Genomic DNA, 14,594 nt, shown 5'->3' with positions numbered 1-14,594 from the left:
CATCCGGGGGAACAACGGGTGACCCCCGAGGCACTGCGGTCGATGACCTTCCCCCGCGCCCCCCTGACCCGGCGCGGCTACAGCGAGGAGGCGGTGCACGACGCCCTGCGCCGCTGCGCCGCGGCCCTGGTGGAGATGACGGAGGAGAACGACCGGCTGCGGGCGGACATGCAGCGCCACCGGGACTGGATCCGCGCCAACAACATCGGCGACGGCACCGGCCCGACGGGGGTGCCCACCGTGGACGCCGTGCTGCAGCAGGCCCGCGCCCAGCAGGCGGCCGAGCAGACCGTCAGCGTCGCCCGCGACCAGGCCCGGAACATGGTGCGGGCGGCACGGGCGCAGGCGGAGGCGATCCTGCAGCAGACCTGGGAGAAGAGCACCCAGGCGGCCGACGGCGGCCCGGAGGAGACCGAACGGCTCATCTCCTATCTGCGCCAGATCGCCGAGTCCCTGGCCGTCACCGCGGACGAGTACGCCGCCAAGCGCGCCCAGAGCCTCCCGCCGGCCGCCGCCGCGGCTCCCCCGCCCGGCGGCTGACCGTCACACCGCCCGGTCCGTGCCGCGCGCCCGGAGCGTTGTCGTGGAACGCGGCCGCGCCCGGCGGTGTGCTGCCGCGGCCGCCGCCGTGGCCGTTGTCAGGCGCTCTCCTCGAACTCGGCGACATTGCCGATGTCGTTGGTGGTCGACATGGGGATGTCGGTGACGCGCTCCAGGATCGCCTCGACGACGACCGGCACCCGGAACTCGGCGGCGAGCTTTCCGGCCTGCTCGAAGGCGGCGCCCAGTTCGCCGGGGTCGGTCACCCTGACGGCCTTGCAGCCGAGGCCCTCGGCGACCTTCACATGGTCGACCCCGTACACGCCCAGCTCCGGGGAGTTGATGTTCTCGAACTCCAGGCTGACCTGGAAGTCCATGTCGAACGCCCGTTGCGCCTGGCGGATCAGGCCCAGATAGGAGTTGTTCACCAGGACGTGGACGTACGGGATCCGGTGCTGGGCGCCGACGGCGAGTTCCTCGATCATGAACTGGAAGTCGTAGTCACCGGACAGGGCGACGACGGGTGTCTGCGGGTCGGCCGTGGCCACGCCGAGGGCGGCCGGGACGGTCCAGCCGAGGGGCCCCGCCTGGCCGCAGTTGATCCAGTGGCGCGGCCTGAAGACGTGCAGCAGCTGGGCGCCGGCGATCTGGGAGAGGCCGATCGCGGAGACGTACCGGGTGTCGGGGCCGAACGCCTTGTTCATCTCCTCGTAGACGCGCTGGGGTTTGATCGGGATGTCGTCGAAGTGCGTACGGCGCCGCAGGAGGGCCTTTCTCTCCCGCGCGGCGGCGGCCCAGTCGGAGCGGTCGGGCAGCACGCCCGCGGTCTTCGCCTCCCGTGCCACCGCGACGAACAGTTCCAGGGCCGCCTTCGCGTCGGAGGTGATGCCGTAGTCGGGGGCGAAGATCCTGCCGATCTGGGTGGGTTCGATGTCGACGTGGACGAAGGTCCGGCCGTTCGTGTAGACGTCCAGCCTGCCGGTGTGCCGGTTGGCCCAGCGGTTGCCGATGCCGAGGACGAAGTCGGACTCCAGGAAGGTCGCGTTGCCGTAGCGGTGCGAGGTCTGCAGCCCGACCATGCCGGCGTTCAGCTCGTGGTCGTCGGGGACGGCGCCCCAGCCCATCAGGGTGGGCACCACCGGAGTGCCCGTCAGCTCGGCGAACTCGACCAGGAGGTCGCAGGCGTCGGCGTTGATGACGCCGCCGCCGGCGACGATCAGCGGGCGCGTGCTGGAGGTGAGGAGCGCGAACGCCTTCTCGATCTGGGCGCGGGTCGCGGCCGGCTTGTAGACGGGGAGGGGCTCGTACGTCTCCGGGTCGAACTCGATCTCGGTGAGCTGGACGTCGATCGGCAGGTCGATGAGGACGGGGCCGGGGCGCCCGGAGCGCATCAGGTGGAACGCCTGCTGGAAGGTGCCCGGGACCTGCGCGGCCTCAAGGACGGTGACGGCCATCTTCGTGACCGGCCCCGCGATCGACGCGATGTCGACCGCCTGGAAGTCCTCCTTGTGGATCGCCGCGGTCGGGGCCTGCCCGGTGATGCAGAGGATGGGGATCGAGTCACCGGTCGCGGAGTAGAGGCCGGTGATCATGTCGGTGCCGGCCGGGCCGGATGTGCCGATGCACACGCCGATGTTGCCGTGGCGCGTACGGGTGTAGCCCTCGGCCATGTGGGAGGCGCCCTCGACATGGCGGGCGAGCGTGTGGTGAATCCCGCCGGACGCCTTCAGGGCCGCGTAGAAGGGGTTGATCGCCGCCCCCGGGACACCGAACGCATTGCTGACGCCCTCGCGTTTGAGGATCTCCACTGCCGCACGGGCAGCGGTCATACGAGCCATGGGGTACTCCTGCTTCGGCTGTCGGATTCGCGCTCCCGTCGCGCCCCGCGGTGAGCACGGAGTTTCACCAGAGGAATCTGAAGTTTTCGTATGACGGAATTCCGTATAATGGAATTCTCTTTCTGCTATCTGGAAGCAATGTAGGTGGGGGCGCGCACGTCGTCAAGACAGCACCACCGCGGGGTCCGCGGTGGGCCAAGCGACGGACATGAGGGGGCCGGCGGGGGCACCATGGGACCCCCGTCCCGATGTGACACCTTGGAGTGGGCCATGCCCGAGAGCGTGCCCGTGCGCTGTCCGGCCTGCCGCCGGGAGCACCTCTACACCGCGCCGTCCTACCCCTGTGCGTGCGGCGCCCCGGTCGCCCCGCCGCTGAACCGTCTGTCGGAACCCTCCGTCGTCACCCACCGCACCTGGGACGACGACTGGGTCGCGGTCCGCTGCACGCTCTGCGGCCGCGAGGGCCAGTGGCCGCAGCCGGATCTGGGCTGCCCCTGCGGGGCGATCCTCCGGATCCCGGTGAACGGGGCGGTGCGACCCCTGGGCGGGGACGGCCCGCCGCCCGGCGGGGGCGAGGACCCGACGCCACCGCGGGCCGCCTTCCAGCCCGTCGCCATCCGCACCGCGCGGGACGCCGTCACCGCCGCCGCGCTCTATCTGCGCTGGCTCGGCTACCGCGACGTCCGGCGCGCCGGCCGGCGGCAGCCGAACGGGATCGGGCTCGCGGCACACGGCGTCCTGGCGCAGGTGGACCCGACGGTGCGGCCCGCCTCGCCGCGGGACGTGGAGTGCCTGTGGCTCACCGCCCTGTCGGAGTCCGCGCGCTCCGTGTACTTCTCGCTCTCGGGCTACGCCGACGACGCCCGCGGGGTCGCCGACCGCCTCGGCGTCCCGCTCTTCGTCCTCGATCTGTCCGGCACGCCCCAGCCGGTCAACAGCCCGGCCGACGAACTGGTCGCCGACCGGGCCTGAACCGCCTGCGCGCCCTCCTCCGCGCGCCCTCCTCCGCGCCTACTCCCGGGCCGCGTACGTCTCCCGCAGCTCGATCTTCCGCACCTTGCCCGAGACCGTCATCGGGAAGGAGTCGAGGATCCGCAGCCTGCTCGGGATCTTGTAGTGCGCGAGCCGCTCCTCGCAGAAGGCGCGCAGCTCCTCCAGCGTCAGCGGGTCGGCGGGGTCGCGCGGGATCACGCAGGCGAGGACCTCCTCGCCGTACCGCTCGTGCGGGATCCCGACCACCTGGACGTCGGCGATCTTCGGATGCGCGTACAGGAACTCCTCGATCTCGCGCGGGTAGATGTTCTCGCCCCCGCGGATGATCATGTCCTTGATGCGGCCGACGATCTCGACGTAGCCGTCCTCGCGCATCATCGCCAGGTCACCGGTGTGCATCCAGCGGCCGGGGTCGACGGCCTCCGCGGTCTTGTCGGGCTCGTTCCAGTAGCCGAGCATGACGCTGTAGCCGCGGGTGCACAGTTCCCCCGCCGAGCCGCGCGGCAGGGTCACCCCGGTCGCCGGGTCGACGACCTTGACCTCGATGTGCGGCAGCACCCGGCCCACGGTCGCGGTGCGGTGCTCCAGGTCGTCGTCCATCCGCGTCTGCAGCGACACCGGCGAGGTCTCGGTCATGCCGTAGCAGATGGACACCTCCTCCATGTGCATCTCGGCGACCACCCGCTTCATCACCTCGACGGGGCACGGCGAGCCCGCCATGATGCCGGTCCGCAGGGACGACAGGTCGTAGGTGGCGAAGTCGGGCAGGTTCAGCTCGGCGATGAACATCGTCGGCACGCCGTACAGGGACGTGCAGCGCTCCTGCTGCACCGCCCGCAGCGTGGCCGCCGGCTCGAAGGACGGCGCCGGGATGACGATGCACGCGCCGTGCGAGGTGGCGCCGAGGTTGCCCATCACCATGCCGAAGCAGTGGTAGAAGGGCACGGGCAGGCACACCCGGTCGTGCTCGGTGTAGCCGACGGTGCGGCCCACCCAGTAGCCGTTGTTCAGGATGTTGTGGTGCGAGAGCGTGGCGCCCTTGGGGAAGCCGGTGGTGCCCGAGGTGTACTGGATGTTGACCGGGTCGTCGCAGCTCAGCTCGGCCGCGATGGAGGCGAGTTGCTCGTGCGGCACCGAGGCCGCGCCCGCCGTGAGCGCGTCCCAGGACGGATCCCCGATGTAGACCGTCTCGCGCAGCTCGGGGCAGCGGCCGCGGACCTCGTCCACGAGGGCGCGGTAGTCGCTCGTCTTGTGCGCGAGGGAGGCGATCAGGAGCGAGATCCCGGCCTGCTTGAGCACGTACTCCAGCTCGTGGGAGCGGTAGGCGGGGTTGATGTTCACCATGATCACGCCGATGCGGGCGGTGGCGTACTGCACCAGCACCCACTCGGGGCAGTTGATCGCCCAGATGCCGACCCGGTCGCCCTTGCGCACGCCCTTGGCGAGCAGTCCACGCGCGACCTCGTCGACGGCGGCGCCGAACTCGGCGTACGTCCAGCGGCGTCCGGACGGCACGTCCACCAGCGCGTCACGGTCGGGGTACGCGGCGATCGCACGGTCGAGGTTGGCGCCGATGGTGTCGCCCAGCAGCGGCGTCGTGCTGGTTCCGTGCGTGTACGACAGTGCGGTCACCGGAAGTCCTCCTCGCGGTACTCGTTCTGGGAGCCGGCGGCCGTGGCCTCGCGCAGCTCGATCCGGCGGATCTTGCCGGAGACGGTCTTGGGCAGGTCGGCGAACTCCAGCCGGCGCACGCGCTTGTACGGGGCGAGCACCTCGCGGGAGTGCTCGAAGATGACCTTCGCGGTGTCCGGGCCGGGTTCCCAGCCCGCGGCGAGCACGATGTACGCCTTCGGGACGGCCAGGCGCACCTCGTCCGGGGCCGGCACCACGGCCGCCTCGGCCACCGCCTCGTGCTCCAGGAGCGCGCTCTCCAGCTCGAAGGGGGAGATCTTGTAGTCGGACGCCTTGAAGACGTCGTCGGCCCGCCCGACGTAGGTGATGTACCCGTCGTCGTCCCGGGAGCCGATGTCGCCCGTGCGGTAGTAGCCGCCCGCCATGGCCTCGGCGGTGCGGTCGGGGTCGCCGTGGTAGCCGGTCATCAGGCCGACGGGCCGCTGGGACAGGTCCAGGGCGATCTCGCCCTCCGTCGCGCCCGGCGCCCCGGTCACCGGGTCGAGCAGTTCGACGCGGAAGCCCGGGCTGGGGCGGCCCATCGAGCCGGTCTTGAGCGGCTGGCCGGGGCTGTTGGAGACCTGCACGGCGGTCTCCGTCTGCCCGAAGCCGTCCCGGATGGTCACCCCCCAGGCCCGGCGCACCTGCTCGATGACCTCGGGGTTGAGCGGCTCACCGGCGGCGACCGCCTCGCGCGGCGGGGTGCGCAGCTGGCTCAGGTCGGCCTGGATGAGCATGCGCCAGACGGTGGGCGGGGCGCAGAAGGTGGTCACGCCCGCGCGGTCCATCTCGGCCATCAGCCGGGGGGCGTCGAAGCGGGTGTAGTTGTGCAGGAACACGGTCGCCTCCGCGTTCCAGGGGGCGAACAGGTTCGACCAGGCGTGCTTGGCCCAGCCCGGCGAGGAGATGTTCAGGTGCACGTCCCCCGGCTTGAGGCCGATCCAGTACATCGTCGCCAGATGGCCGACCGGGTACGAGACATGGGTGTGCTCGACCAGCTTGGGGCGGGCGGTGGTGCCCGAGGTGAAGTAGAGCATCAGCGGGTCGTCGGCGTGCGTGGGCCCGTCCGGCACGAAGTCCGCCCCGGCCGCGTACGCGTCCTCGTAGGCACGCCAGCCCTCGGGCGCGCCCCCGACCGCGATCCGGGTGTAGTCCCCCGGCACGTCGTCGAACTTGGCGGCGTCCCCGGAGCGCACGACGACATGCCGGACCCGGCCCCGGTCGACGCGGTCGCGCAGGTCGGCGGGGCCGAGCAGCGGGGTGGCCGGGATGACCACCGCGCGCAGCTTCATCGCGGCCAGCGCGGTCTCCCACAGCTCGGCCTGGTTGCCGAGCATGACCAGGAGGCGGTCCTCGGCCCGCACCCCCCATTCGCGCAGCCGGTTGGCGACCCGGTTCGAGCGCTCGGACATCTCGGCGAAGGACAGCCGGGTGGTGGCGCCGTCCTCCTCGACGATGTGCAGCGCGGTGCGGCCGTTGCCCTCGGCGATGACGTCGAACCAGTCGAGCGCCCAGTTGAAGTACGCCGGACGCGGCCAGCGGAAGCCCTCGTACGCCGTCGCGTAGTCTTCCCGGTGCGCCAGCAGGAAGTCCCGCGCGGCCCTGAACGCGTCCGTGGCGTCGATGGCATCGGTGTTCGCCGTCATGTGTCCTCCTCATTGCCGGACAGCCGTCACATCGTGTAATCCCTGATGAAGGTCTCACCACCCCCGAACGGGGGTACGCCGCGATGAAGGGGCGAGGACGTGGCAGCTGACGCAACCGAAGCGGTGGAGGTGCGTGGCGCGCTGGTGCGGCTGCGGCGCGCGACGGGGCTGCCGGTCGCCTTCGGCGGACTGGTGGAGGCCGGGCGGCCGCAGATTCGCATCAGCGAACTGAGCGGCAATGTGACGGCGGCGCTCAGCTCGCTCGCCGTCGTCTCCGGCAACGGCCTCGGGGGGAAGGTGGCGGCGCTGGCCCGGCCGTGCGCGGTGACGGACTACTCGGCCTCACGGCAGATCAGCCACGAGTACGACATGGCGGTGGCGACCGAGGGCCTGCGGTCGGTGCTCGCGGTGCCGGTCGTGGTCCGCCGCCGGGTGCGCGGGGTGCTGTACGGCGCCCTGCGGACGGCCCAGCCGCTGGGCGACCGCACGCTGGCCGCGGCCGTGGAGGCGGCGCGGGACGTGGAGCAGGCGCTGGTGGCCCGGGACGAGGCGCGTGCCCTGCTGGCGGCCGTGCGGGAGCCCGCCCCGCAGGGCGCGGCGTGGGAGCAGGTCCGTGAGGCGCACGGCACGCTGCGCACACTGGCCCAGCGGGTCGAGGACCCGGTGCTGCGGGCCGAGATCCTCCAGGTGTGCGGGCGGCTGGCCGGGGCCACCTCCGCCGGCCCCTCCGCCCGGGTCGTGGAGCTCTCGCCGCGGGAGGTGGACGTCCTGTCGTGCGTGGCGGTGGGCTCGACCAACGCGGCGACCGCGGACCGTCTGGGGCTGCGCCCCGAGACCGTGAAGGGGTATCTGCGCTCCGCCATGCGGAAACTGGGCGCGCACACGAGGTGGGAGGCGGTGGTTGCGGCCCGGCGGGCCGGGGCGTTGCCGTAGCGCCCGGGCGTGTTCGTGGCGCCGTGCCGCACGGCTTCCGGTGGATTACCCCCACCCGTCCCTTTTGCACTCTCCCCGGCGGCCGGCTCTTCCGGCATTCGCGACCCCGGTGAATTCCCCCGCGCCGACCGCGTGTTATATCGCTCACCACGCTGTCTGTCCGAAATTCAATGAGTGATTGCCTAATATTGGCCAGGACGCGACACACACGGACCACGGAGGGGAGCGGTGACCGTGCGACGGGACTTCAGGGAGTCCGGCAGACCCCGCCCCGACGTGGTCATCGGCCGCGAGGAGTTGTTCGCGGGGGCACGCGCGCAGCTCGCCGGCGGGGGCAGTGTCCTGGTGCACGGCCCGGCCGGAATTGGAAAGTCGACCGTGCTGCGGGCCCTGGCCGCGGAATACGGTGAAGCCGTGCGCACCGTGCTGCGCTGTTCGGCGACCGAGTCCGAATCCCATCTTCCCTTCCTGGCCCTGGCCGACCTCCTCGGTCTCGTCGTGGACGAGGTCGCCTACCAGCTGCCGGCCCCGCAGCGCACCGCCCTGGAGTCCGCGCTGACCGGCCGCGGCGAGTCCACGCTGCAGCGGGACGGACTCGCCCTGCGCCTCGCGGTGCTGTCGACGCTCCGCGCGCTCGCTGCCCGCGGCCCCGTCCTGATCGTCGCCGACGACCTCCAGTGGCTGGATCCGGCCAGCGCCGAACTCCTCGGCTTCGCCGCCCGCCGCCTCGGCGGCACCCCGGTGCGCATGCTGTGCGCGGTGCGCACGCACACCGAGCCGCAGGGCCAGGAACACGACCGCTATCTGCGCGCCGCCCCGCCGGACACGCTCGCGGTCAGGATCAACCCCCTCTCGCGCGCCCAGGTCGCCCAGCTCCTCGACCACCGCGGCTACACCAACCTGCCCCGCTCCACCGTCCGCGACATCCACCGCACCAGCGGCGGCAACCCGCTGTTCGCGCTGGAGCTGGGCCGTGCCCTGTTCGAGAGCACGACCCCGCCGAGCCCCGGCGAACCGCTGCCCGTGCCGACCTCGCTGCGCACCCTGGTCCTCAACCGGCTGGGCGCGCTGTCCGCCGAGGCACGCCGCACGCTGCTGGTGGCCAGCGCGGGGGCACGTCCCACACCGGCCCTGCTGCGCGCGGCGGGCCGGGAGAACGCGGAGGCGGAGACCGCGCAGGCCGCCGCGCTCGGCCTGCTGGTGACGGAACGGGACGCACCGGTCGTACGGTTCGCCCACCCCCTCATATCGGCCGCGCTGTACGCGGAGGCGAGCGCACAGGAGCGGCGGGCCGCGCACGCCGCGCTGTCGACGGCGGCCTCCGATCCGATCGAGCGGGCCCGGCACCTGGCGCTCGCCACCACCGGCAAGGATCCGCAGGTGGCCGCCCGCCTCGGCGAAGCCGCCGCCGCCGCCCGGGACCGGGGCGCGCCGTCGGTGGCGGCGGAACTCGGGCTGCTCGCGGCCCGGCACACCCCGGTGGACGCGGCACCGGGTCCCCAGGAGCGGCGGCTGCAGGCCGCCGCGGACGCGCTCACCGCCGGGGAGACCGACTTCGCCCGGGACATCGCCCACGAGGTGCTGGCCCAGGCGACCGATCCCTCGGACCGGGTGCGGGCCTGGATGATCGTCATCGATGCCGCCGGGCACGCCATGGCCGAGGTCGACGCGGCCTTCCCGCAGGCACTGGCCGACGCGGGTGACGACCCCGGGCTGCTCACCCTGGTGCACTACCAGCTCGCGTGGCGGGCGCTGCTCGTGGAGGGCGACTTCGACCGGGCCCGGGAGGAGGGCGCGCTCGCCGCCGACCTGGCGGCCCGGGCCGGCGACCGGCGCAACGAACTGCTGGCGCTGGCCTTCCAGGCGCAGACGGAGACGCTGATGGGGCATCCGAACGCGCCCGCCACCATCAAGCGCGCGCTGAAGGAGCCGCAGGACCCCCGGGTGGCGTGCAGCCACAACGGCGCGGGGGCCGTGCGGTTCCGCTGGCTGATCATGAGCGACCAGCTGTCCGAGGCGCGCAAGACGATCAGCGCACTGCTGCGCGAGGTACGGCGGCGTGGAATGGTCGAGGCCGAGGTGCACTTCCTGCGGGGCCTCGCCGAGACCGAGCTGCGCGCCGGGCACTGCGGGCGCGCGCTGGACCTGGCCCGGGAGAGCCTGCGGCTGGCCCGGGACACCGGGATCGGGGAGGCCGCGAGCGCCATGCTCACCTCGCTCGCGGAGGCCGCGGGCGGCGAGGTGGACAGGGCGCTGGCCCTTGCGCGAGAGGCCGTGGCGCGCGCCGAGGAGGACGGCGACGTGCTGTACCTGTCGCGTGCGCTGGCCGCGCTGGGCCACGCCGAACTGGTGGCCGGGGACGCGCCGGGAACGGTGCGGTCGCTGCGCCGGGTACGGGAGTTGGAGGAGGGTCTCGGGGTCGTCGACCCGGCCCGGGGGCGCTGGCACGGCGACCTGGCCGAGGCGCTGGTCGCCATCGGGGAGCCGGCCGAGGCGCAGGACGTCATCGACGACACGCGCACCCGGGCGCTGCGGCTCGGGCGCGACAGCGTGCTGGCGGTGCTGGACCGTGCCGAGGCGCTCGTGCGCGCCGCGCGTGGTGAGACCGAGGCGGCCGAAAGGAAGCTGACGCTGTCTCAGGACCGGCTGGCGAAGCTGGGCTACGGCCTGGAGGAGGCGCGGGCGGCCTACGCGCTGGCGGGCCTGCGCACCCAGCGGCCGGGACCGACGTCGTACGACGAGGCGGCGCGGCTGTTCCGCCGCTGCCGCGCGATGCCGTGGCTGCGCCAGGTGGAGACGGCGATGGTGACGGGCCCGGCCCGGCCGTCGCTGGCCGGGCCCGCCCTCGACACCCTCGCCGCGACCGAGCGTCAGGTGGCCGCGCTGGTCATGGAGGGCGCGACCAACCGGGAGATCGCGGCTCGTCTGTTCATCAGCGTGAAGACCGTGGAGGCCACGCTGACCCGGGTCTACCGCAAGCTGGGGATCCGGTCGCGGGTGGACATCGTACGGCTGGCCGCGGGGCACCGCTCCGGCTGATCACCGCTCCCGGTGCACCGGCGGGGCGGGTTTACGCGCGCAGACCGAGGGTTTTCCCTGCCCAACTCCGCTAGGGGGTTCCCTCATTGGGGGAGTACCCGTCCTGCTTCTAGCGTAAGGGCGTGCCGCTCGCCGGACACATGGGGGCCGGTCCCGCCACCCCCATGCACCACCCCCCACCCGCGCGACCCCCCACCGGCAACCCTGAGGAGACTCATGTTCGGGCTCAACCGCGCCAGGAAGGCCGCCGCCGCCCTCGTGGCGAGTGCCGCCGCCGCCACGACCGTGCTGCTGGGTGCCCCCGGCGCCGTCGCCGCGCCCCAGCCGATCGTCGGCGGCACGACCACCACGACCACGGCGTACCCCTTCATGATGCAGATCACGGACGCCTCCGGTAACCAGTTCTGCGGCGGCACCCTGGTCGCGGCCAAGAAGGTCGTCACCGCCGCGCACTGCATGGTCGGCGAGACCACCGGCAGCGTCCGCGTGGTCGGCGGCCGCACCTACCTCAACGGCACGAACGGCACGGTCAGCAGAGTCAGCAAGATATGGATCAACCCCGCCTACACGGACGCCACCAACGGCGACGACGTGGCGGTGCTGACCCTGTCCACCTCGATGCCGTACACCACGGCGTCCTATGTCTCGTCCTCCCAGACGGGCGTGTACGCGGCCGGCACCACCGCCCGGGTCCTCGGCTGGGGCACCACCTCCGAGGGCGGCAGCTCCTCCAACCAGCTGCGCACCGCCACCGTGCCGATCGTGTCCGACTCCAGCTGCGCGAGCTCGTACGGCTCGGACTTCCTCGCCAGCGACATGGTGTGCGCCGGCTACTCCTCCGGCGGCGTGGACACCTGCCAGGGCGACAGCGGCGGTCCTCTGCTCATCGGGGGTGTCCTGGCGGGCATCACATCGTGGGGCAACGGCTGCGCCCAGGCCGGCTACCCGGGTGTCTACACCCGGCTGACCACCTTCTCGAACCTGGTGACGGCCCAGGTCAACTCATAACCCCACAAAGCTCCTGAGTACCCCTCAGGTAGATACCAGGGGGCGTTGCGGGCCTCCACGAGCGGCCCGCAACGCCCCCTATCCATTGCCCCCTCCCCGGTCCCGCCGGTCTGGGGGCCGGCACCTGGCGGTTCGCAGGACCGACCCGGCCTCCACCACCGCTGGAGCGGTGGCCCCGACACTCGCGGCGGCATCTCGGAAAGGGGCCGTACGCCCTCGCTCTCGGCGTCCCGGGCGGGACCGCCACACGGTCGTCACCGACGCACGGCCGCCGCCCCCGTGACCCGGGGGAACGCGAACGACCTGGCAACCGGGCAGATGCCAGGTCGAACATGCACTTCTTCGGGGACCGGAGTGATCGGCAGAACCGTGGGAAGACACCGGTAGGGTGGCCTGTCATGGGCGCGGGGGCAGGGAACGAGATGGTTGCGGTCCCGTCGGGGCGGGTGACGCTGTCGGACCGGCGGACGCAGAACAGTTGGCCGGTCGAGGTCGCGCCGTTTCAGATGTCGGCGTTCCCGGTCACCCAGTCCTGGTACGCACGAGTCACAGGCCGACGGCCGAGCAGCGCCCAAGGCGAACGGCTGCCGGTCGAGGGTGTTTCGTGGTGGGACGCGGTCCAGTTCTGCAACGCCTTGTCCCGACAGGAGGGGCTGGCGCCCGCGTACCACCCGTGCGTCGGCGCCGAGACGGCCGAATGGGACACCTCCGCTGACGGCTACCGGTTGCCGACCGAGGCCGAATGGGAGCACGCCTGCCGTGCGGGTACTACTGGCCCGCGGTACGGCCGGCTCGACGAGGTCGCCTGGTACCGGGGCAACTCCGACGGGCGGATCCACTCTGTCGGCGGCAGGCAACCCAACGCGTGGGGCCTGTACGACATGCTGGGCAATGTGTGGGACTGGTGCTGGGACGTCTACGACGCCGAGGTGTACGGCACCTACCGGGTGCTCCGTGGTGGTGGATGGGCCGACGAGCACTGGAGCTGCCGGGCGTCGGTGCGGCGGCGAAGCCACCCGACCTTCCGGATCGACGACGTGGGATTTCGCATCGCGCGCTCCGCACCACACCCTCGGCCGTGACAGTGCGCCTGCAACCCGGTCAAACGCTCGTGAAACTCCCGCCGCCCGTGACGCGCCTGTGACCGGACCTGTGGCCTGCGTCACGGCTCGGCGCTCACGGCGCTGATGGGATGGTCCGATGCGCAAAGCCACCCCCCTTCTTCCGGCCCTCACCGCACTCCTGCTGCTCACGGCCTGCGGTTCCGAACAGGCGGGCGCCTCCGGCGCGGCCGCCCCCGCGTCCGGAACCCCCGTCACCGCCCCGCCCGTGGACGGCGTCCGGATCACTTCGGTGACCATCCCCTCCCCGACGCCCACCCCCGGCTCCGACGGATTGCCCGTCCACGCCGACCCCCTGCCCACCGGTGACTCCGGGATATCGGCCGCCTACGAAGTCACCAACCACGGCACCGAGGCGCTGACGTACACGATCCTGTTCGACTTCATCACGGACACCGGCGAGGTCATGGACAACAGCCACGAGACCGTGCGTCGGGTCCGCCCCGGCGCGACCGCGCGCGGCACGGTCCGGCTGGGGATGTCGTCCCCCGGAGCGTCCCGGGTGACTCGCGTCAAGGTCTCCCGGGTGACCAAGGTGCCCGCCGCCGAGGCGCCGCCCGCGTCCGGTGAGTGCCCGCCCTCCGGCCTGCGCCTCACCGCCGATGACGGCGACGCCGCGATGGGGCTGCGCGTGGTGGGTCTGCACCTGGAGAACTGCGGGAAGCGCGCCTACCCGCTCGACGACTACCCGCTCCTGGAACTGCTGGACGAGGATCTGTCACCCGTCCACGGCGTCCGGATCGTCCATGGAAGTGGCGGCATCGGCACCGGTACCGGATTCGACGAGCCGGCCCGCCCACTGGTCCTGAAGCCGGGCGAGAGCGCCCTGTCGGGCCTCATGTGGCGCAACACCACCGAGTCCGGCACCGCCGTCGACGTCCCGTACGTCAGGGTGCGGGCCCAACAGGGCGCCGCTCCGGTGACCGTGACACCCGACCTCGATCTCGGCACCACCGGCAAGCTGGCGGTCCGCGCCTGGACGCGCCCGCCGAAGTAGGACCCGTCCGGTCTCGGCGCCTCCACTGCGACCTTGCTCGTACGGGTCCTGGACGGCCGTTGTACGGGTCCCCGAGCCGTGTCCCGGTTCCGTCGGGCCGCGTTGGAGATGGTCCCGGTGGCGTGCGGGGTGACGAGCGCCGCGGCGGGTGGCGTGGGCGCGGAGCGCACTTCGGGACGGAAGGGCGTGGGTGCGTGAAGACGTCGAGCGAACCTTGGCTCGCACATGCTCCCGTCGCCCGTCGGCGGAACTGCTGGCGCTGCCGAGGCAGAGGGTGCGGCCGCGAACGCGTCGGCGGGCTCCCTTCCCGAAAGAAGTCCGCCCGCACCCGCCAGGGTCTCGACCACGATGCGCGTCTCCACGCCCCTGTCCGCGACCTTGGCCAGAACCTGGGTCGGCGCCGGATACGGACGCGCCGCGTACGTCATGGCCAGTAGTTCGTGCTGCGCCTCGTCGATGACCTCGACGAGCACCTGGACGGTGGCACGCACCGGTACGGCCGGTGTCGGGGGGCCGCTCCACACGGTGCGGACCCGGACCGTGTCCCGGGCCCGCCGCAGGGCGGCGACATAGCCGCGCACATCGGCAGCAGGGCCCGGCGGACGATCCGGTCGAACTCCCGCTCCCCGGCCAGGGAGAATTCGGATCAGGTCGAGTCATGGGCGGCCATGGCAGCCGGTGAGGCATGCCGGGCCCTGGTGAACCAGCAGGAGAGCGCGGGCAGCGCGTGGCCGTACTCGCGCTACGCCGTGGCGGAGGTCGGCGGTCCCACTACCTGATGATGCGTTGGGGCACGGCCACCACGCAG

10 protein-coding genes are annotated in these 14,594 nt (G+C 72.5%); 7 read left to right on the top strand and 3 right to left on the bottom strand.

The genetic code is table 11. The annotated features are described in order from the left end of the window. Positions 1-18: 18 nt before the first annotated feature. Positions 19-540 carry a DivIVA domain-containing protein gene (locus ACZ79I_RS32240; protein WP_471502069.1) on the top strand — a complete coding sequence of 174 codons (522 nt, stop codon included), beginning with the start codon at positions 19-21 and terminating at the stop codon, positions 538-540. A gap of 98 nt (positions 541-638) precedes the next feature. Here the strand turns inward: ACZ79I_RS32240 and gcl are convergent, their stop codons facing one another. Further along, entirely contained in the window at positions 639-2,378 is a 1,740-nt protein-coding gene (gene gcl / locus ACZ79I_RS32235; RefSeq protein WP_471502067.1) for a glyoxylate carboligase, read from the bottom strand. A gap of 270 nt (positions 2,379-2,648) precedes the next feature. On the opposite strand from gcl, the gene ACZ79I_RS32230 reads away from it, so the two are divergent. Beyond that, positions 2,649-3,350 (top strand): hypothetical protein, encoded by a 702-nt coding sequence (locus ACZ79I_RS32230; protein WP_471502065.1) that lies wholly within the window; start codon positions 2,649-2,651, stop codon positions 3,348-3,350. 39 nt (positions 3,351-3,389) lie between these two features. On the opposite strand, the gene ACZ79I_RS32225 is transcribed toward ACZ79I_RS32230, so the two are convergent. Then, positions 3,390-5,003: an AMP-binding protein gene (locus ACZ79I_RS32225; protein WP_471502063.1), complete on the bottom strand. Its 1,614-nt coding sequence runs from the start codon at positions 5,001-5,003 to the stop codon at positions 3,390-3,392. Then, entirely contained in the window at positions 5,000-6,688 is a 1,689-nt protein-coding gene (locus tag ACZ79I_RS32220) for an AMP-binding protein (RefSeq protein ID WP_471502061.1), read from the bottom strand. The genes ACZ79I_RS32225 and ACZ79I_RS32220 overlap by 4 nt, the downstream gene beginning before the upstream one ends. A 99-nt stretch (positions 6,689-6,787) precedes the next feature. Between ACZ79I_RS32220 and ACZ79I_RS32215 the strand changes: the two genes are divergently transcribed. The 5 genes from ACZ79I_RS32215 (at position 6,788) to ACZ79I_RS32195 (ending at position 13,786) form a co-directional block, all read left to right on the top strand. After that, positions 6,788-7,621, top strand: a complete 834-nt coding sequence (locus ACZ79I_RS32215; RefSeq protein WP_471502059.1) for a helix-turn-helix transcriptional regulator — start codon at positions 6,788-6,790, stop codon at positions 7,619-7,621. 228 nt (positions 7,622-7,849) lie between these two features. Further along, positions 7,850-10,660: an ATP-binding protein gene (locus ACZ79I_RS32210; RefSeq protein ID WP_471502057.1), complete on the top strand. Its 2,811-nt coding sequence runs from the start codon at positions 7,850-7,852 to the stop codon at positions 10,658-10,660. Between the two features lie 216 nt (positions 10,661-10,876). Beyond that, on the top strand, positions 10,877-11,668 hold the full coding sequence (locus ACZ79I_RS32205; protein ID WP_471502055.1) for a S1 family peptidase: 792 nt from the start codon (positions 10,877-10,879) through the stop codon (positions 11,666-11,668). A gap of 398 nt (positions 11,669-12,066) precedes the next feature. Further along, complete coding sequence (locus ACZ79I_RS32200; RefSeq protein WP_471502053.1) at positions 12,067-12,750, top strand: formylglycine-generating enzyme family protein; 684 nt, start codon at positions 12,067-12,069, stop codon at positions 12,748-12,750. Positions 12,751-12,868: 118 nt separating this feature from the next. Beyond that, positions 12,869-13,786, top strand: a complete 918-nt coding sequence (locus ACZ79I_RS32195; RefSeq protein WP_471502051.1) for a DUF4232 domain-containing protein — start codon at positions 12,869-12,871, stop codon at positions 13,784-13,786. Positions 13,787-14,594 lie beyond the last annotated feature (808 nt).

The organism is Streptomyces sp. PSU-S4-23 (genome assembly GCF_055632315.1).
The sequence above is the reverse complement of the archived record's forward strand: the minus strand, read 5'-3'. Positions and strand labels throughout refer to the sequence as shown.